Origin of the sequence: Glutamicibacter creatinolyticus (assembly GCF_006094275.1) — a bacterium.
Taxonomy (GTDB): domain Bacteria; phylum Actinomycetota; class Actinomycetes; order Actinomycetales; family Micrococcaceae; genus Glutamicibacter; species Glutamicibacter creatinolyticus.
The window spans coordinates 2,798,390-2,817,522 of record NZ_CP034412.1; the positions used below are offsets into that span (position 1 = coordinate 2,798,390).

The window sequence follows — 19,133 nt, forward strand, 5'->3', positions numbered from 1 at the left end:
GATGGAATGATGTGTGAGGTGGAACACTCTAAGCATTCATTTCATAATCTGGATTCGTATATCGCACTGCAGCGCCTGAACGGGCTGCGCCTCTCCCCCGACGGCAGCCGGCTGATCACCACGGTGGCCGCACTGAACGAGGAAGGCACCAAGTACCTGAACTCGTTGTGGGAGCTGGACCCGGCCGGCCGGCGGCCGGCGCGCCGTCTCACCCACGGGGAGCAGGGCGAATCCCAGCCCCGCTTCAACGCCGAGGGCGACCTTTTGTTCGTGGCCAAGCGTTCGGAGAAGGAGGACGCGACCGCCGGGGTGTGGCTGCTGCCCCGCAACGGCGGAGAAGCCCAGCTACTGGCCGAGCACCCGGCCGGGATCGACACGTTCACCACGCTGCCCCACGCCCCGGCCGGACGCCGCGAGAACCTGGTGATCACCGCGCACTCGTTGCCCGGGGCCCGGGACATCGAGGAGGAAAAGGCGCTGCGCGAAATGCGCAAGGACAAGAAGGTTGATGCGATCCTGCACACCGGCTACCCGGTGCGCTACTGGGACACCGATTTGGGTCCCCAGCGGCCCAACTACTACACCGCGTCGGTCAGCCAGGACCCCGCCACACCGGCCGAACTGCACAACATCACCCCCGGGGCCGGCGGGCACCTGCTGGAGGCCGGGATGGACGTGGCCCCCAACGGCCAGTTCCTGCTCAGCGACTGGAGCCTGCCCGAAGGCCGGGGAAGCATCCACACCGGCATCATGCGCATCGACCTGGAGACCGGGCAGCGGGAGCTGCTGCTGAGCCCGGATGAACGCTACGAATACGAGATGGGCAGGATCAGCCCGGACTCCTCCCAGCTGATCTACACCCGCGCCGAACGCTCCACCCCGCAGCGTCCGGTGCACCCCACACTGTGGCTGATGAACCTGGACAGCGGGGAATCCCATCAGGTCGCCGTCGGCTGGGACCGCTGGGCCAGCTCCATCACCTGGCTGCCCAACGGCACCGGGGTGCTGCTCACCGCCGATGACACCGGCCGGGCCCCGGTGTTCCACCTGGCCCTGGAATCGGACAAGGTCACCCGGCTGACCACCGAGGGCGCCTACAGCGACGTGGCGATCTCCCCGGATTCACGTTCAGCCTACGCGCTGCGCGCCAGCTACGAGTACCCGGCCGAACCGGTGAAGCTGGACCTGGCGCACATCTCGGCGCTGGAGGAGGGCGAGCAGGTGCAGCTGCAGGAGCTGGATTCCCCGGTGCAGCGTCCGCAGCTGCCCGGCACCCTGCAGGAGGTGGACACCACCGCCGCGGACGGAACCAGCATTCGCGCCTGGCTTGCGGTGCCGCATGGGGCCGGAGCGCAAAATCAGGCGCCGCTGCTGTTGTGGGTGCACGGCGGGCCGCTCTCCTCCTGGAACAGCTGGAGCTGGCGCTGGAACCCGTGGCTGCTGGTGGCGCAGGGCTATGCGGTGCTGTTGCCGGATCCGGGGCTGTCCACCGGGTACGGGCAGGAGTTCATTGCCCGCGGCTGGGGCATGTGGGGTGAGCATCCCTACACGGATCTGATGGCAATCACCGACGCCGCGGAACAGCGCCCGGAGATCGACGCCAGCCGCACCGCGGCGATGGGCGGCAGCTTCGGCGGCTACATGGCCAACTGGATCGCCGGGCAGACCCGGCGTTTCAAGGCCATCGTCACCCATGCGAGCCTGTGGGACTTGGACGGGTTCGGCCCGACCACCGATGCGGCGTTCTACTGGGCCCGGGAAATGCAGCCGGAAATGGTCACCAAGTACTCGCCCAGCCGGTACGTGAAGCAGATCCGCACCCCGATGCTGGTGATCCATGGGGACAAGGACTACCGTGTGCCCATCGGCGAGGGCCTGCGGCTGTGGTACGAGCTGCTCTCCCTATCCGGGCTGCCGCAGCAGGCCGACGGTTCGACCGCCCACCGCTTCCTGTACTTCCCGCAGGAGAACCACTGGATCCTCTCCCCGCAGCACGCCAAGCTCTGGTACCAGGTGGTGATCGGCTACCTGGCCGAACATGTGCTGGAGCACGAGCCCCAGCCGCTGCCCGAGGTGCTGGGGCTGCGGCCCCCGCAGAACCCGGAGCCCCAGCAAGACTAGGCCGGCTCCCTCCCGGCCCCGGCGGCATGGCCAGGGGCCAGGGCCGGGGCCGGCTACTGCCGCACGGCGCGGCGCACCAGCTGGGCGTACACCTCGGGGTCGTCCTCATCGACCACGAGGAACCCGGCACCGGGCTGGCCAACCTGGCGCATCGTGATGCCGGGGTTGTGGCTGCTGCTGCCATCGGGCAGGAAAAAGTGCGGGCTTCCCTGTACGTCTTCGCGGCAGTCCAGGTAGGTGCGCATCATCGCTGCCCGGGCCCGGCCGGTATCCAGTGCCTCGCGCAGCCGGTCCACATCGACCCGGTCGCAGTCCGTGGCAATGTCCAGGATTTCGTGGCGCATGCTGATGCACCGGCTGTCCCGCCAGAACCCCAGGCGCAGCGCCATGTCCAGCTGTTCGGCGGCACGGGCGGACTGTTCCTTTGCCGCGTGCACCGCCTCATTGGCCGGCAGGCTGGTGACCGGGTATTCGGAGGGGTCCCGCTGCCAGGGCTTGAACCCGAGTTCCTCGGCCAGCGCGCCGACAACCGGCTTTTCCCCTTCAATGATCTTGGTGTTCAGGGCCATCCGGTTTACGTCCTCCAGCAGGAACAGCTGGGGGTCCAGCGTCAGCTGGTCTTCCAGGCCCGCCGCTTCACGGGCCTGATAGAAACGGTGGAAGGCAAGGGTGGACCAGCCGCACATCACATCGGTGAAGGCGACCACGGTGCCCGGTGATACTTGTGGTGGTGTCATCTGCCCAGCGTGGCAGGATCCCGCCGGCAGGTCACCGGTGTTGCGGCAATTGGCAGGTTCGCCCGGCACCCGTCCCCCCGGCAGCGGTGGACGGGTGCCGACCTGGCCTCCAGAGAGCGCCGAATCAGTCCAGCAGCAGCGCCGGTTCCTCCATGATGGCCGCAACGTCGGCCATGAACCGGGCCGAGAGGTCCCCGTCCACCACGCGGTGGTCGAAGGAGCCGCCCAGGGTGGTGATCCAGCGCGGCACCACTTCCCCGTCCACGACCCACGGCTTCTGGCGGATCGTGCCGAAGGCAACGATCGCCACCTCACCGGGGTTGATGATCGGGGTGCCGGTATCGATGCCCAGCACGCCAATGTTCGTGATGCTCAAGGTGCCGTTGCGCATGTCCTCCGGGGCGGTCTTCCCGGCCCGGGCGGTGGTGGCCAGCTCGTTCAGCGCGATCGCCAGCTCCCGCATGGACAGGTTCTGCGCGTCCTTGATGTTCGGCACCAACAGCCCGCGCGGTGTGGCGGCGGCGATGCCCAGGTTCAGGAAGTGCTTCTGGTGGATCTCCGCGCCGTTCTCGGTCTCCACCCAGCTGGCGTTGACCGAGGGGTTGCGAGCCGCCGCCCAGATCACCGCGCGGGCCAGCACCAGCAGCGGGGAGACCTTGATGCCCTCGAAGTCGCGGGACTTCTTCAGCCGGGCAATGTATTCCATGGTCCGGCTGGCGTCCACGTCCACGAAGATGGACACGTGCGGGGCGGTGAACGCCGAGTCGACCATGGCCTTGGCCGTGGCCTTGCGCACCCCGCGCACGGTGATGCGCTCGATGCGGGTTTCCTGGCTGGCGCCCTTCTGCCAGTACAGCGGTGCCGCGTCGCGTTCGGCCGCGCGCTGGGCGTTGTAGCTGTTGACGTCTTCCCGGGTGATTTCCCCCTGGGTTCCGGTACCGACCACGTCCTGCAGGTCAATGTTCAGTTCCTTGGCCAGGCGCCGCACCGGCGGCTTGGCCAGCACCCGGTCCATGAAGTTGGCGACCGCGGGCTTGCGCTTGTCCACTTCCCGGGCGACTGCCGCCCCCAGGCCCTGGGCGCGGCGCGAAATCTGGTCGGCCAGGGCGGCCGGGGCGCTTTCGGCGCGCACCGCAGCGGTGCGCTTGCCCGACTCGCTGGGCGCCGGGCGGTTCACCCGCTGGCGGCGGTGCGAGGCGTCCGCGGTGGGGCCGGAGCCGACCAGCGGGCCGGGTTCCTCGCTGGCCACCGGGGCGGCGGTGGCCAGGGCCTCGGCCGGTTCCGGAGTTCCGGTGGGGGCCGGTTTGTTCCCCTCCTCGTCGATGGTGATCAACGGGGAGTCCACGGCCAGGGTTTCCCCCTCGGCCGCGTGCAGCTCGGTCACCACCCCGGCATAGGGGCTGGGCAGCTCCACCAGCGACTTGGCGGTTTCGATCTCAACGAAGACCTGGTTGACCTCCACGGTGTCCCCCACCGCGACCTTCCAGGCGGCAATGTCGGCTTCGGTCAGTCCCTCGCCCACATCGGGCAGGTTGAAGGTAGTCATGATTCTCTCCTTGGACCGTTTCTAGTATGCGAAGGAGCGGTCGAGCGCTTCGAGCAGCTTGTCGATGTCGGGTAGGTACTGGGATTCCACCTTTGAGATCGGGTAGGGCATGTGGAACCCGCCCACCCGCAGCACCGGGGCCTCCAGGTACAAGAACGCCCGTTCGGTGATGCGCGCGGCGATTTCCCCGCCCAGCCCGCCGAAGGTCGGCGCCTCATGGGTGACGATCAGCCGTCCGGTCTTCTGCACCGATTCGGTGATGGTGTCAAAGTCAATGGGTGAGAGTGAACGCAGGTCGATGACCTCGACCGAACGCCCGTCCTCCCGGGCCGCCTCGGCGGCGGCCAGCGCGACCGGCACCAGCGGACCGTAGGCGACGATGGTGGCGTCCTCGCCGGGGCGCACCACCTGGGCCTTGAAGGCGTCCAGGGTCGGGGTTTCGGTGTCCACCTCGCCCTTAAGCCAGTAGCGGCGCTTGGGTTCCAGGTAGATCACCGGGTCCTGGCAGGCGGCGGCCTGCTGGATCATCCAGTAGGCGTCGTGCGCGTTGGAGGGGGTGATGACCCGCAGCCCGGCGGTGTGCACGAACAGGGCCTCCGGGGATTCGGAGTGGTGTTCAATGGAGCCGATGCCGCCGCCGTAGGGGATGCGGATGACCACCGGCATGTTGATCCGCCCCTCGGAACGGGTGCGCATCTTGGCCAGCTGGGTGGTGATCTGGCTGAAGGCCGGGAATACGAAGCCGTCGAACTGGATTTCGGCCAGCGGGGTGTGCCCGCGCAGGGCCATGCCCACGCTGGCGCCCACGATGCCCGCCTCGCCCAGCGGCGAGTCGATCACCCGGTGGGCCCCGTACTTGCCCTGCAGTCCCTCGGTGATGCGGTAGACGCCGCCGAGTTTGCCGATGTCCTCACCGATCAACACGGCGTGGTCATCGTTTTCAAGGATCTTGTCCAGCCCGGCGGTGATCGCCTTGGCCAGGGTCATGGTGGTGCTCACGGTTACTTGCCCTCGTTTCCGGCCTGGTCGGCGAATCCTGCTTCATACTCCAGGTGCCATTGCAGTTCTTCCTTCACCAGCGGGTGCGCCTCGGCGTAGACGTGCTCGAAGACCTCGGCCAGGGACGGGACCGGGAAGGCCATGGCGTCCTTGCGCACCCGGGCGGCCATCTCATCGCCGTCGCGGGCCAGCTGCTCGAAGAACTCGTCATCCACCAGCCCCTGCTCGCGCAGGTAGGTTTCCAGGCGGACCAGCGGGTCCTTGGGGTCCCAGGACTGCTCCTCCGCGCTCTGGCGGTACTTGGTCGGATCATCGGCGGTGGTGTGCGCGCCCAGGCGGTAGGTGATCGCCTCGATGAGCACCGGGCCCTTGCCGCTGCGCGCGTGCTCCAGCGCCCAGCGGGTGGCGGCCAGCACTGCCAGCACGTCGTTGCCGTCCACCTGCAGGCCCGGCATCCCATAGCCGGCGGCGCGCTGCACCAGCGGCACCTTGGACTGGACCTCGAACGGCACGGAAATGGCCCACTGGTTGTTCTGGCAGAAGAAGACCACCGGGGCGTTGAAGCTGGCGGCGAAGACCATGGATTCGTGGGTCTCACCCTCCGTGGAGGACCCGTCACCGAAGTAGGCCATCACGGCCTCGCCCTCGGTGGCGCGGCGCTGCTCATCCCAGTCGTGCTGTTCCAGATTCACCGCCATGCCGTATCCGGTGGCGTGCGGCAGCTGGGCGGCGAGCACCATGGTGTACATGTGGAAGTTGTTCTCCCGCGGATCCCAGCCCCCGCCGGAGATGCCGCGGAAGAGGCGCAGCATTTCGGAGAAGTCGACGTTGCGGGTCAGCGCCACCCCGTGTTCGCGGTAGGTGGGGAAGATGTAGTCCCCCGGGCGGGTGGCCCGGCCCGAGGCGATCTGCGCTGCTTCCTGCCCGCGCAGCGGAACCCACAGGCACAGCTGCCCCTGGCGCTGCAGGGCGGTGGCCTCCGCATCGAAGCGGCGGGTGAGGGCCATGTCGCGGTAGAAGTCCCGCAGCATTTGCTCGTCCACATCCTGCAGGTAGGCATCGTAGAACTCATGGGAGTGCCGTTTGCCGTCCGGAGTCAGTAACTGGATGAACTCCTGATCCGATGCCTCGGCTGCACTAGAGGGCATGCGTTTCCCTTCAATCAAATATGCCTCATGCGGAATACATTCCGCATGAGACATATACGGCTTGTCCTGGGATCAAGCCTAGCGGCACCGCCGTGCCAATTGCGAGATTTGGCGCGGTTCTACGGGGTTAGCAATCCCGCATTCTCCCGGCATAGTTCCAGGAAGCGGTCGTTGGCCTCGACCTCGCCAATCGAAACCCGCACCCCTTCACCGGCGAAGCCGCGCACCGAGAGCGCACGTTCCTCGGCCAGCGCCACGAACTGCATCGTCCGCTCCGCCAGCGGCAGCCAGACGAAGTTCGCCTCGGTCACCGGGATCTTCCAGCCCAACTCCTTGAGCCCGGCCACAACCCGTTCGCGTTCCTCCACCAGCGAGTCCACCCGGGCCATCACCTGGTCCAGGTGCTTCAGCGAGGCGATCGCCGCCTGCTGGGCCACGCTGGAAACCGCAAACGGGGTGGCGACCAGGCGGATGTAGTTGGTGATTTCGGGTTGCGAGATCGAGTAGCCGACGCGCAGGTTCGCCAGGCCATGGGCCTTGGAGAAGGTGCGCAGCACCACTACGTTGCGGTGCTGCTGGTAGGTCTTCACCCCGTCCACCGCCTGCGAGTCGCGCACGAACTCGGTGTAGGCCTCGTCCAGGACAATCAGCACATTCTTCGGAACCCGGGCAATGAAGTCATCGACTTCCCGCTGGGTCAGGATCGGACCAGTCGGGTTATTCGGGGTGCACAGCAGGATCACCGAGGTGTTCTCGTTGATGGCCTCGGCCATGGCCTGCAGATCGTGGCGTCCGTCCTCCAGCAGCGGCACCGGGACCGGAAGTGCTCCGGCGGTCTGCACCACGATGGGGTAGGCCTCAAAGGAACGCCAGGCGAAGATCACCTCATCTTGGATTCCGTCCTCGTTGGCGCCGGCGAAGGTGGCCAGGATCTGGGTCAGGGCACCGAGTGACCCGGCGCCGGTGACGATGTCCTCGGCCGGCACGCCCAGCATCGGGGCCAGCTGGGAGCACAGCTCGGTGGAGGCGGTGTCCGGGTAGCGGTTGATGTAGGCCTCGGCGGCAATGGCTTGGCGAACCTCCTCCAAGGGCCCGAAGGGGTTCTCGTTTGAGGCCAACTTGTAGGGGGTCAGCCCCGGCACCTGCACCGGCGGCTTCCCTGCGGCATATTTCGGCAACCGGGCAACCACGGGACGGGGCTGCACCGGATCATGGGTTACGGGGTTCTCACTCATGAAGCCAGCTTATCGGTGCGCAGCCCCGGCGGGCATGGTGTTTTTCCAGCTCATACCCCGGTGAATGTGAAAAGCTAGTGCCATGAGCTTCCTGCTACGAGTCATCGTCAACGCCTTGGCCTTGGCCGCCGCCGTCTGGGTGGTTCCGGGCATCAACGTCATTCCCGCCGAGGACACCACGTTCTCGCGGGTCATCGCCTACCTGGTTGTCGCGCTGGTCTTCGGGCTGGTTAATGCGCTGATCCGCCCGGTGATCGCCTTCCTGTCGCTGCCGCTGACCTGCTTGACGCTGGGGATCTTCACGATCATCATCAACGCCGGCATGTTAATGCTCACTGCCTGGCTGACCCAGTTCCTACCGGTGGGGCTCAGCGTCAACGCCTTCTGGTGGGACGCGATTTGGGGCACGATCATCGTCTCCATCGTCTCGGCGATCCTGGGGCGTTTCGCCCTGATTGAACGGTAGCCAGCGGCCCTAACGTGGTGGGGCGATCTGCCCGAGTTTGCGGTAATTCTCGTCCCTACGAGTGGGCGTCTTGGGACGTTCCGGTGGGATGCGTCGCAAGGTGAACCCGCGCAGCTGCATCGGGCCCGGTTCAAAGCGCAATCCGCGCAGCACCGGGGATAGATCCCGGGCCGGTTGCCGCTGTAGCTGCCGCAAATGGTTCCCGTAATTTTGCAGTGTATGCCCGGGCCCGAAGGTGCCCTTGGGCAACACCCCGGGGTTCTCCGGCCCACGAAAGGTCACCGTCAGCTGCCGGGGCCGGCGCCGGTTGGCGCGCCCGTCCAGCCCGGGGACCGGGTCGGAGGCGTCCTCCACGTGCAGCGCCATAATCTGCTGCGGCAACTGCACGTTGCCGATCGGCGCTCCGAGGGTGAGCACCGCTTGGACTTTGAACTTCTGACCAATCAGCGGGTTCTTGGCAAGGTTCACCGCGTGCACCCCGCCCTGGGAGTGGCCGCTGAAGATGATCCGGCTGCCCTCCCGTGCACCGCTTTGCCGCAGCGCCTGCAGGACCGGAGGAATATAGTTCCCGGAATCCTGGCCCAACGAATCCAGGATTCCCCGGGCGTCAAAAGGGTTCTGCTCCCCAAGCTCGCCGTGGGTGCCCGGAAGGATCACCACGAAGGTTTCCTCACCATCCTGCAATGTCTTGCCGACGAGGATCCGTGACTCCTGGCGCAGCACCTCGGCCTGCAGCCGGTAGTAGCCCTCCAGGCCTCCGTCCAATTCCAGGGGAGGCAATGCTTCGCTGTGCCGGATCCGGATGGGCTGCACTGGCAGCTGCTGATTCCCATCCAAGACGCGGGTGAGGTCTTCCAGGAATTCATCCACTTGGCGCTGGTGCGGGTCGGGTTGATTGAACGGGTCAAGCGGGGCCCGCAGCAGCGCTCCGAGCAGTTCCAGCATCCGCTCGGTGCTGTCCCGCGGCGGGCTGCCCCGGGTGCTCCACCACTCGCCGACGAATTCGGTGATGGTGCGCGGTGAACTCAGCAGCGCCAGCAGGGTGACAACCCGGTGCTCCGCGGCCCGAGCGTTGTCCATCGCCTGCCCCACCCTTGTCCCCAATTCCCCGGCATTGCCCTGGGCGTCGTTGGCGGCAGCCGTGCCCTGCTGCACCAGCTCGGCCAGCTGGGTCAGATGCACCAGCGGTGGGGCCAGTCCGGCCTGAGCCGCAGTGAGCCTGGCCTCGGCAGCGCTGAGCAGGATCCTGCCCTGGGTGGAGGCCAGCAGCTGCTGCACCCGGTGCAGCGCCTCGGCGGCGCGGGCACAGCCGTGTGCGGCGGCCGCGTAATCCTTTTCGCTGTAATTGATCTCATAGCCCATGGCTACGCCGCCAGCTGCAGCCGCAGGATCCGGGTCTCCAGTTCATCAAGTTCGCGGCGGGCCGCAAGGAGCTCGTCCTGGGTTTGGGTGATGTGTCCGCAAAGCCGGTTGATCTCCGCCGCAAGCTCGCCGCTGCGCCGGATGAAAGCCTGCCCGGTCTCGGTGTGCCATGTCAGGGCATGGATTGCCGTTAATTCCCGGATCGCCAAATCAGCGGCTTCCCGGGCTTCGGCCAGGGCGGCCCCCACCGAATCCAAGGTTGCGTTGAACATTGCCGTGCACCTCCAGTGTGAAAGTTCTGCGGGCTTCACCTCCCGTTCTGACCCAGCATGGGTGCTGCCCGCCGTTGCGGGCGGTCCCAGCCCGCGGGTTGTGGAGGGTGTGGGGCGGCGTAAAAGATGTGCTTGGCCACAAGTGATGAAAGAATATGGGCATGTCTGAGAATGCGCGCACTTCCCTTGCAAATGAACCGTTGGCACTTGGTGCTCTCGACGGCCGCTACCGTTCGGCGGTCGCCCCGCTGGTCGATTACCTCTCCGAAGCGGCCCTGAACCGCGACCGGGTCCATGTTGAGATTGAATGGCTGATCCACCTCACCGATCATTCGGTGTTGCCCGGGACCTCGCCGCTGAGCGATGAGCAGAAGACCGCGCTGCGCAAGATCGTCACCGACTTCAACGCCGACTCGGTCAAGGAACTGGCCGAGATCGAGGCCGTGACCGTGCATGACGTGAAGGCCGTGGAGTACTACATTGCCAACCGTCTGGAGGGCATCGGCATTGCTCAGCTCAAGCCCCTGGTGCACTTTGGCTGCACCAGCGAAGACATCAACAACCTCTCCTACGCGGTGGGCATCAAGGGCGGGATCGAAAACGTCTGGTTGCCCGCGGCCCGCGACCTGGTCGCCCAGCTGACCAAGATGGCCGAGGAGTCCCGCGAGGTGCCGATGCTTTCGCGCACCCACGGCCAGCCGGCCACCCCGACCACCCTGGGCAAGGAACTGGCCGTGTTGGCCTGGCGCCTGACCCGTCAGCTTCAGCGCATCGCCAAGACCGAGTTCCTGGGCAAGATCAACGGCGCCACCGGCACCTACGCCGCCCACTACGCCTCGGTGCCCAGCGCCGACTGGCAGCAGGTGTCCAAGTCCTTCGTCGAACACCTGGGCCTGACCTGGAACCCGCTGACCACCCAGATCGAGTCGCACGACTGGCAGGCGGAACTGTACGCGGACATCGCCCGCTTCAACCGGATCCTGCACAACCTGTGCACCGACATCTGGAGCTACATCTCCATCGGCTACTTCGTGCAGATCCCGGTGGCCGGGGCCACCGGCTCCTCCACCATGCCGCACAAGGTCAACCCGATCCGCTTCGAGAACGCCGAGGCGAACCTGGAGATCTCCAACGGGGTGCTCGACACCCTGGCGGCCACCCTGGTCACCAGCCGCTGGCAGCGCGATCTGACCGATTCCTCCTCGCAGCGCAACATCGGCACCGGAGTGGGACACTCGCTGCTGGCCATCTCCAATGTCGCCAAGGGCCTGGATCGCCTGGATGTTGCCGAGACCGTGCTGGCCGAGGACCTGGACCACAACTGGGAGGTGCTGGCCGAGGCCATCCAGATGGTGATGCGTGCCGAGGCCATCGCCGGGGTCCAGGGCATGGACAACCCGTACGAGCGGTTGAAGGACCTGACCCGCGGACACCGCGTGGACGCCGCCCGCCTGAAGGAATTCGTGGGCGAGCTGGGGCTCTCGGCAGAGGCCGAACAGCGTCTGCAGGCGCTGACCCCGGGGACCTACAACGGGATCGCCGCCCAGCTGGTGGATCACCTGAAGTAGACCCGGCAGCAGCCGTTAAGACCCGTGGGCCGGGCGCCTGTTCTCAGGCGCCCGGCCCACGGGTTTGGTCCGGGTCTCGGCGTTCTCACGGGCCGGACCCGCGCCGCTTACCGTTCCTCGACCTCGGCCTGGAACCTGCGCGGCTCCGGCAACGGCAGCGCCCCGGTCTGGATTTGCTGGAGTTCCTCCTCGGTGACCACCGGTACCTCGTACCCGTCCTTGTCGACCAACTTTCCGGAGGCGAAGTAGTCCCCGTCCAGCAGGCCGCACACTTCTTCCTCCCGCACCATGCGCGGTGGAGCGGCGGCAAACACGGAGGCGTCCTTGGCCGGGGTCCCGAATTTCATCTCATTGAACAACAGGTTCAGCAGCACGGCCATCAGGGCGGCCGAGGAGATCCCCGAGTCGAAGATGGTGGCGAACCATTCCGGGAAGTTCTGGTAGATGCCGGGGCTGACGATGGGCAGGCAGCCAAACGCGATGGATGCGGCGACCACCACCAGGTTCAGCCCGTCATACTTCACGCTGGACAGGGTGCGGATGCCCGAGGCGGCCACCGTGCCGAACAGGACGATGCCTGCGCCACCCAACACCGGTGCCGGCACCGCGGCCACCACCCGGCCCAGCACCGGCAGCAGGCCCAGGACCACCAGGATGCCGCCGCCGGCGGCCACCACGAACCGGCTGGTGACACCGGTGATGGCCACCAGGCCCACGTTCTGTGCGAACGCCGTCTGGGTGAAGGTGTTGAAGATCGGGGCCAGCACCGAGGAGGCCATGTCCGCGCGCAGCCCGTCGGCGATGCGCTTTGAGTTCACCTTGGTCTTGGCAATCTCACCCACCGCCAGGATGTCGGCAGTGGTTTCGGTCAGGGTCACCAGCACCACGATGGTCATCGAGATGATCCCGCCGATTTCAAACACCGGCCAGCCGAAGGCCAGCGGCTGCGGGAAGGCGAAGAACGCGCCCTCGCCGACCTTGGAGAAGTCCGCCATCCCGGTCAGTGCCGCGATGATGGTACCGATGACGATGGCCAGCAGGATCGAGAGCCGGGAGATGCCCGGGGAACCGATCTTGGACAGCAGCAGGACGATGGCCAGGGTCAGCGCGGCCAGCCCGATGTTGGCCAGGCTGCCGTATTCCGGCGCACTCGCGTCCCCGCCCATGGCCCAGTTCGCCGCCACCGGGGTCAGCGACAGTCCGATCATGGTGATCACCACGCCGGTGACCACCGGCGGGAAGAACCGGATGATCCGGGCGAAGAACGGGGCGATGATGAACCCGATGAGCGAGGCGACCAGCACCGCGCCGAAGACCGCAGGCATGCCCCCACCGCCGTTGACGATGGCCACCAGGGTGGCGACCGAGGCGAAGGAGACCCCCTGCACCAGAGGCAGCTGGGCCCCGAAGAACGGGATGCCAATGGTCTGCAGGATGGTGGCCAGCCCGCCGATGAACAGGCAGCTGGCCACCAGCACACCGATTTCGGCGCTGCTCAGGCCGGCGGCCCCGCCAACGATCAGCGGCGGGGCGATGATCCCGCCGTACATGGTCAGCACATGCTGCAGACCATAGGCGAAGCTGCGGCCCAGCGGCAGCTTCTCATCTTCCGGGCGTCTGCCCTTGATGTCCTTGCCTTGTAGTGCACCCACTATGACCTCCTAGTGATGGTGGTGTGGTTGGTGATGACGGTGAATGGTGAAGACGGTAGAAGGGGTGTTGCCGGTGTTTTTGGCATCGCCAAAGAGCGCACGGCTCCTCAAGACCGGGCGTTGAAGACGGGTTATTGGGTTATCAGCAGGCCGCTGGTTGTTCGGCCCTTGGGTGGCTGTCCGTGTGGGACGTTGGTTCTGTGGCGTTGGTCGGTGCTGCCGCCCGGCTGAGCCGGGCCAGCAGGTCGGCGGCGACACTGACCGCGATGGTGGCCGGGGTTTTCCCGGCCACCTGCGGCAGCCCGATGGGGCAGTCGATTCTTTGAATGTCGTGCTCTTCATGGCCGCTGGCCGCAAGGTTTTTGCGGAATCGCTGCCATTTGGCATTGGAGCCGATCAGCCCCACCGAGCCGAGGTCCGTGCGGCGCAGGGCCGCATCGCACAGGTGGAAGTCCTCGGCGTGGTCGTGGGTCATGATCAAAACATGGGTTCCGGCCGGCAAACGGGTCAGGACCTCCTCCCCCAGCAGCGCCGGCTGGGCGTGAAGGCGGGCCACCGGGGGTTCCAGGGCCGCCAACTGCTCCAGCTGTTCGGGCCGGGAGTCGCTCAGGTACAGTTCCATGTCGTGCCGGGCCAGGATGCGGGCCAGTTCCATGCCCACGTTCCCGACCCCGAAGATCGCCACCGCGGTGGGCACCGCCTGGGGTTCAAGCAAGATGGTCACCTCTCCTCCGCAGCACTGCCGGCCGTAGGTGGCCGGGGCCTTGTCGTTTAGCCGCAGCGTGAACATCTGCGGTTCGCTGCTTCCCTCCGCCAGCAGCTGCCGGGCCCGGGTGATCATGCTCATCTCCAGGTTGCCGCCGCCGATGGTCTGGAAGATCGCCTCGGCGGTGACCACCATCTTGGCCCCGGCCTCGCGCGGGGCGTGACCGCGCACGGCCGCGACGGTCACCAGCACGGCCGGGGTGCGCTGCTCACGCAGCCGGGACAGATCCTGGATCCAGGTCATGGCGTCAGGCTCACCGCCGGGGATGCGGCGCGCTGGCGGACCGCATCAATGGCCCAGTAGACGGCTTCCGGGGTGGCCGGGGAGGCCAGCTGCACCCCGGTTCCGGCAGCGGCGAAGGCCGCGACCGCCTGGCGCAGCGCCTCCCGCACGGAGAAGGCGAGCATGAACGGCGGTTCACCCACCGCCTTGGAGCCGTAGACCGCCCCTTCCTCGTGGGCCTTGTCCAGCAGGGCCACATTGAAGGTCTCGGGCATTTCGGAGAAGCTGGGGATCTTGTAGGTGCTGGCCGCCTGGGTGGCCAGCCGGCCCCGGGTGGGCCGGTCGCTGGTGTCCCAGCGCAGGTCCTCCAGGGTGAGCCAACCCAAGCCCTGCACGAACCCGCCCTCAATCTGTCCCACGTCGATCATCGGGGAGAGCGAGTCCCCCACGTCGTGCACGATGTCCACGCGGCGCACCGTGTAGGAGCCGTCGAAGCGGCTGACCTCCACCTCGGTGGCGGCGGCCCCGCAGGCGAAGTACTTGAATGGCTCCCCGCGCATCGCGCCCAGGTCCCAGTGCAGCCCCTCCGTGCGGTAGAAGCCGGCGGCGGAGAGCTGGATGCGCTGGAAGTAGGCGGTGCGCACCAGTTCGCCCCATTCCAGGGTTTTCTTGGTGCTCAGGCCGGTGATGATCCCGCCCTGGAAGCGGACCTCATGGGCCGGCACGCCCAACTGCACGGCGGCGACCTGCGCCAGCCGGGCCTGGATCTGTTCACAGGCGTCCTTCACCGCCCCGCCGTTCAGGTCGCTGCCGGAGCTGGCTGCGGTGGCCGAGGTGTTGGGAACCTTGTCGGTGCGGGTCGCGGCGATGCGCACCGTGGACAGCGGCACCCCCAGGCTGGTCGCGGCGACCTGCAGGATCTTTTGGTGCAGGCCCTGGCCCATCTCGGTGCCGCCGTGGTTCACCAGCACGGTACCGTCCTTGTAGACCAGCACCAGGGCCCCGCCCTGGTTGAAGGCGGTGAGGTTGAAGGAGATCCCGAACTTGACCGGGGTCAGCGCCAACGCACGCTTGGTGTGCTCAGTGCCGGCATTGAATTCGGCGATTTCCTTTTCCCGGCGGACGATATCTGCCTCGTCGAGTACCTGCTGCCACACGGCGTCGATGCGCTCGGCGTGGCGCACCGGCTGGTAGTAGGGGGTGTCCTGCCCCTGGGTGTAGAAGTTTCGCCGGCGCAGCTCACGCGCCGGGATCCCCAGCTGCGGTGCCACCCGGCCCAGGATGTCTTCCATGATGAGCATGCCCTGCGGCCCGCCGAAGCCGCGGAACGCGGTTTGGGAGGTCTTGTGGCATTTGGCCACCCGCCCGTGCACCCGGATGTTCGGGATCCAGTAGGCGTTGTCGATGTGGCACAGCGCGCGGGTGAGCACCGGTTCGGACATGTCCAGGCTCCACCCGCCATCGGAGGTCAGCGTGGCATCCAGCCCCAGGATCCGGCCGTCCTGGTCGAACCCGATCTTCCAGCTGGCGTAGAAGCCGTGGCGTTTGCCGGTCATGGTCATGTCCAGGGTGCGGTCCAGGCGCACCCGCACCGGCCGGCCGGTGAGCAGCGCCCCCAGCCCGGCCAGGGCCGCATAGCCGTGGGACTGCATTTCCTTCCCGCCGAACGCCCCGCCCATGCGCAGCACCTGAACGGTGATCTGGTGGGCCGGCAGATCCAGCACGTGCGAGACGATGTCCTGGGTTTCGGTGGGGTGCTGGGTGGAGGACTGGATCATCAGCTGCCCGCCCTCATCCACGTAGGCCAGCGAGTTCTGCGTTTCCAGGTAGAAGTGTTCCTGCCCGGAGAACTCAAAGTCCCCCTCGAACACGTGTGCCGCCTCCGCCAGCGCGGCCCCGGGCTCACCCTTGTTGATCACCGGTTGGATGCCATGGAAGCTTTCGGCGGCAATCGCCTCGGACAACGTGATCAGCGAGGGCAGCGGCTCGTAGTCCACCGCAACGGCGGCGGCCCCGGCCTTGGCGGCCTCCAGGTCTTCACCGAGAACCCAGGCCACCGCCTGACCGTAGAACATGACTTCTTCGGGTGGGATCATCGGCTCGTCATGCTTCGTGCCCTGGTCGTTCACCCCGGGGATGTCCGCCGCGGTGATGACCCTGACCACACCCGGGACCTTCAGGGCCGGGGTGGGGTCCAGGCTCAGGATTCGGGCGTGGGCATGGGTGGACTGCACCGGGTAGGCGTGCAGCACGCCGACCATCCGCTGGTACAGGTCATCGGTGTACAGGGCGGTGCCGGTCACGTGCGCGAGAGCGGATTCGTGCGGGTGGCTTTCGCCGACAATGGCCCCGGTGGGGCGCTGCGATAGCTGGCTCATGAGTGGTGCTCTCCCTTCAAAGCTGGGGTGCGGCCAAGCTGCTGGGCAAAGAAGCGCTCCAGGGAGGAGCCGAGCATGGCCTTGCGGTAGTTTGAGCTGGCGCGGTGATCATCCATGGGGGTTCCCTCCTGCGCCATGACCTCGGCCGCGGCGTGCAGGGTCTCCAGCTGCCAGGGGCGGCCTTCGAGCATGGCCTCGGTGGCGGTGGCGCGCAGCGGGGTGGCGGCCACCCCGCCCAGCCCAATGCGGGCCTTGGTGATGACCCCGTCCTGGACGTCCACGGCATAGCCGATGGCGACGCTGGAGATGTCATCGAAGCGGCGCTTGGCGATCTTCTGGAAGGAGGTCAACGGCGCCAGCGGCAACGGGATGCTGATGACGGTGATCAGTTCCTCGGGGGTCTTGACAGTTTGCCGGTACCCGGTGAAGTACTGGGACAGCGGCACCATCCGCTGCCCGGCGGTGGAGCTGAGCACCAGTTCGGCCTCCAGGGCCAGCAGCGCCGGCGGGGTGTCCCCGATGGGTGAGCCGGTGCCCAGGTTGCCGCCGATGGTGGCCCCGTTGCGGATCAGCCTGGAGGCGAACTGCCCGAACAGCTGGCCCAGCAGCGGGACGCGCCCGGCCAGCCCGCGTTCCAATTCGCTCAGCGTGCAGGCCGCGCCGATCACGATCCGGTCCTGGCGCACCTGGATCTGGCGCAGTTCGGCCAGCCGGTCGATGGCCAGCAGCGAGCGGGCCCGGGCCCCCTTCAGGTTGACCTCCACACCCCAGTCGGTGCCACCGGCAATGGGCAGCACGTCGGGTTCCTCGGCCAGGATCTGCAGCGCCTGCTCCAGGCTGGCCGGGCGGCGATAGCGTCCGGGTTCACCGGTGGGGGTGTCGGCCCTACAAAGGTCGGTGAGGGCCGGTGCCGGTGCGGCCTGCTGACGGCGCAGGGCCAGTTCGTCCCCGGCCTCCGGCTGCCCCAGCGCGTAGGCGGCGTCCCGGATCGGACGGTAGCCGGTGCAGCGGCACAGGTTGCCGGACAGGGCATGCAGGTCAAAGCCGTTGGGCCCGCATTCGTGCTCGGCCAGCTGGCCGTCGTGTTCGGCGTTCCGGGACGGTTCGGCGCGTTCGGGGCGGTAGTATTCGGCGGCCATGCTGCATACGAATCCGGGCGTGCAGTAGCCGCACTGGGAGCCGCCGCGTTCGGCCAGCTGTTCCTGGACCGGGTGCAGGTCGCCCGGTCCACCCAGGCCTTCCGCGGTGAGCACTTCCTGTCCGTCCAGCGCCGCGGCCGGCAGCAGGCAGGAGTTCAGTGCGGTCCAGCGGGTGCCCTGCCCGTCGGGGCGGGCGACCAGGATGGCGCAGGCGCCGCATTCGCCTTCGGCGCAGCCTTCCTTGGCTCCGGTCAGCCCCTCGCCGCGCAGGAAGTTCAGCGCGTTGGTGTGCGGTGGGCCGGTGAATTCGCGGGCGGTTCCATTAACGGTGACCTGGCACCGGGTTTGTTCAGTGATCTCGGCGGTCATGCCGCTTGCCTCCTACTTCCCCAGAGAGGGAAGCACAGTGGGTGAAAGTGAGCTGGTGGTCATCTTCGCCGGGGCAACGCGTTCGGCGAAGGGGCAGGCAGCGGCCTGGGCACCAGTTGGGTGGCCGGAGTTCAATGACTCAACGGAAAACTGGCTGGCGGCGCGCTGGCGCCGTTAAGCTCCGTGGGCAATCTGTCCCTTCGCCCAGACAACGGATCCACCCATGACGGTCCTCCAAGAAATTTCGGATCGCGAGAAATCGATTTCAAACGATTGTTGTGAAGCATATCACAGCAGGCTTTGGTGCACCATGGTTCGCTGCTTCCGGAGGACGTTCGTGACGCCAGCGGCCTGCCGGCAGCGACGGCTTAGTATTCCGTGCGTACTTCCAGGCCATCCCAGATCTCGAACGGCTGCAGGTGCTCTTCGGCCTCGAACAGCTGGCGTTCCACCGGCATCAGGGAGCGATCCGAATCGGGGCCAAAGTAGTCATAGAACACCGCGTCATCGAAGCCGGAGCGTTCGGCGTCATGGCGGTCCGCGGCGAATACGACCCGGTCGACGCGGGCCCAGAGCGCGGAGGCCAGGCACATCGGGCAGGGCTCGCAACTGGTGTAGAGGATGCAGCCAGCCAGGGTGAAGGTGCCCATTTGCTCGGCCGCGGCGCGGATGGCGACCACTTCGGCATGGGCGGTGGGGTCGTTGTTCGCGGTGACCCGGTTGACGCCTTCAAAGGTGCGCCCGTCGGGCGCCAGGATCAGCGCGCCAAAGGGGCCGCCGCTGTTTTTGACATTGTTACTGGCGATGTCAATGGCCATTGACAGGTACTTCTGGTCGGCAATGGTCGCACTCATCTGGGGCTCCTCGCGGCTCGCACGGCAGGCCGGCATGCCGCCGGATACGGACAGCAACTCAGCCCACCAACTCGGTAGGTTCAACAGCATGCCCGGTAGATAGCCCCTGATCCGGGGCCCGCCGTAGCCATGATCCGAGGGTAGCAGTCCACTGTGAGCCACGCCATATTGTGTCGTTACCTCGCTTCGTCGTACCGGTGCACACCCGGACGCATGGCACCGGTACGGCCAGCGGATGAACGCCAGGTGGACGCTGACTGCCAGAGTCCCGCCGGTGCTTGACCTGTCGGGGAACCAGT

15 protein-coding genes are annotated in these 19,133 nt (G+C 66.9%); 3 read left to right on the top strand and 12 right to left on the bottom strand.

From position 1 onward, the window contains the following. Positions 1–9: 9 nt before the first annotated feature. Positions 10–2,121, top strand: a complete 2,112-nt coding sequence (locus tag GcLGCM259_RS12890; RefSeq protein WP_138927259.1) for a S9 family peptidase — start codon at positions 10–12, stop codon at positions 2,119–2,121. 53 nt (positions 2,122–2,174) lie between these two features. On the opposite strand, the gene GcLGCM259_RS12895 is transcribed toward GcLGCM259_RS12890, so the two are convergent. The 5 genes from GcLGCM259_RS12895 to GcLGCM259_RS12915 all read right to left on the bottom strand — a co-directional run bounded on the left by GcLGCM259_RS12895 (position 2,175) and on the right by GcLGCM259_RS12915 (position 7,786). Then, the gene (locus GcLGCM259_RS12895; protein ID WP_138175695.1) at positions 2,175–2,858 is read right to left on the bottom strand and encodes a DsbA family oxidoreductase; all 684 of its coding nucleotides are present in this window, start codon (positions 2,856–2,858) and stop codon (positions 2,175–2,177) included. Between the two features lie 124 nt (positions 2,859–2,982). Then, positions 2,983–4,404: a dihydrolipoamide acetyltransferase family protein gene (locus tag GcLGCM259_RS12900; protein ID WP_138175693.1), complete on the bottom strand. Its 1,422-nt coding sequence runs from the start codon at positions 4,402–4,404 to the stop codon at positions 2,983–2,985. A gap of 21 nt (positions 4,405–4,425) precedes the next feature. Continuing rightward, a complete protein-coding gene (locus tag GcLGCM259_RS12905) occupies positions 4,426–5,391 on the bottom strand; it encodes an alpha-ketoacid dehydrogenase subunit beta (protein WP_138176137.1) in 966 nt (321 codons plus the stop codon). 14 nt (positions 5,392–5,405) lie between these two features. Continuing rightward, positions 5,406–6,551 (bottom strand): pyruvate dehydrogenase (acetyl-transferring) E1 component subunit alpha, encoded by a 1,146-nt coding sequence (gene pdhA / locus GcLGCM259_RS12910; protein WP_175419427.1) that lies wholly within the window; start codon positions 6,549–6,551, stop codon positions 5,406–5,408. 119 nt (positions 6,552–6,670) lie between these two features. Then, positions 6,671–7,786 (bottom strand): histidinol-phosphate transaminase, encoded by a 1,116-nt coding sequence (locus tag GcLGCM259_RS12915; RefSeq protein WP_138926855.1) that lies wholly within the window; start codon positions 7,784–7,786, stop codon positions 6,671–6,673. 82 nt (positions 7,787–7,868) lie between these two features. Here GcLGCM259_RS12915 and GcLGCM259_RS12920 point away from each other — a divergent pair, with 82 nt between their 5' ends. Beyond that, positions 7,869–8,252, top strand: coding sequence for a phage holin family protein (locus GcLGCM259_RS12920; protein ID WP_138175687.1), 384 nt, complete (start codon positions 7,869–7,871; stop codon positions 8,250–8,252). A gap of 9 nt (positions 8,253–8,261) precedes the next feature. Here GcLGCM259_RS12920 and GcLGCM259_RS12925 read toward each other — a convergent pair whose 3' ends face one another. Both GcLGCM259_RS12925 and GcLGCM259_RS12930 read right to left on the bottom strand, forming a co-directional pair. Then, positions 8,262–9,614, bottom strand: a complete 1,353-nt coding sequence (locus GcLGCM259_RS12925) for an alpha/beta hydrolase family protein (RefSeq protein WP_138926856.1) — start codon at positions 9,612–9,614, stop codon at positions 8,262–8,264. Between the two features lie 2 nt (positions 9,615–9,616). Then, complete coding sequence (locus tag GcLGCM259_RS12930; RefSeq protein ID WP_054821497.1) at positions 9,617–9,886, bottom strand: hypothetical protein; 270 nt, start codon at positions 9,884–9,886, stop codon at positions 9,617–9,619. Between the two features lie 161 nt (positions 9,887–10,047). On the opposite strand from GcLGCM259_RS12930, the gene purB reads away from it, so the two are divergent. Next, positions 10,048–11,454 carry an adenylosuccinate lyase gene (gene purB / locus GcLGCM259_RS12935; protein WP_138926857.1) on the top strand — a complete coding sequence of 469 codons (1,407 nt, stop codon included), beginning with the start codon at positions 10,048–10,050 and terminating at the stop codon, positions 11,452–11,454. A gap of 107 nt (positions 11,455–11,561) precedes the next feature. Here the strand turns inward: purB and GcLGCM259_RS12940 are convergent, their stop codons facing one another. The 5 genes from GcLGCM259_RS12940 to GcLGCM259_RS12960 all read right to left on the bottom strand — a co-directional run bounded on the left by GcLGCM259_RS12940 (position 11,562) and on the right by GcLGCM259_RS12960 (position 18,834). Further along, on the bottom strand, positions 11,562–13,106 hold the full coding sequence (locus tag GcLGCM259_RS12940) for a nucleobase:cation symporter-2 family protein (RefSeq protein ID WP_171021176.1): 1,545 nt from the start codon (positions 13,104–13,106) through the stop codon (positions 11,562–11,564). 142 nt (positions 13,107–13,248) lie between these two features. Beyond that, positions 13,249–14,115, bottom strand: a complete 867-nt coding sequence (gene xdhC, locus GcLGCM259_RS12945) for a xanthine dehydrogenase accessory protein XdhC (protein ID WP_138175679.1) — start codon at positions 14,113–14,115, stop codon at positions 13,249–13,251. Continuing rightward, positions 14,112–16,472: a xanthine dehydrogenase molybdopterin binding subunit gene (xdhB, locus tag GcLGCM259_RS12950; RefSeq protein ID WP_138926858.1), complete on the bottom strand. Its 2,361-nt coding sequence runs from the start codon at positions 16,470–16,472 to the stop codon at positions 14,112–14,114. The genes xdhC and xdhB overlap by 4 nt, the downstream gene beginning before the upstream one ends. After that, positions 16,469–17,980 (bottom strand): xanthine dehydrogenase small subunit, encoded by a 1,512-nt coding sequence (locus tag GcLGCM259_RS12955; RefSeq protein ID WP_138926859.1) that lies wholly within the window; start codon positions 17,978–17,980, stop codon positions 16,469–16,471. Before GcLGCM259_RS12955 ends, xdhB begins: the two co-directional genes overlap by 4 nt. A gap of 368 nt (positions 17,981–18,348) precedes the next feature. Continuing rightward, positions 18,349–18,834, bottom strand: a complete 486-nt coding sequence (locus GcLGCM259_RS12960; RefSeq protein ID WP_054821614.1) for a nucleoside deaminase — start codon at positions 18,832–18,834, stop codon at positions 18,349–18,351. Positions 18,835–19,133 lie beyond the last annotated feature (299 nt).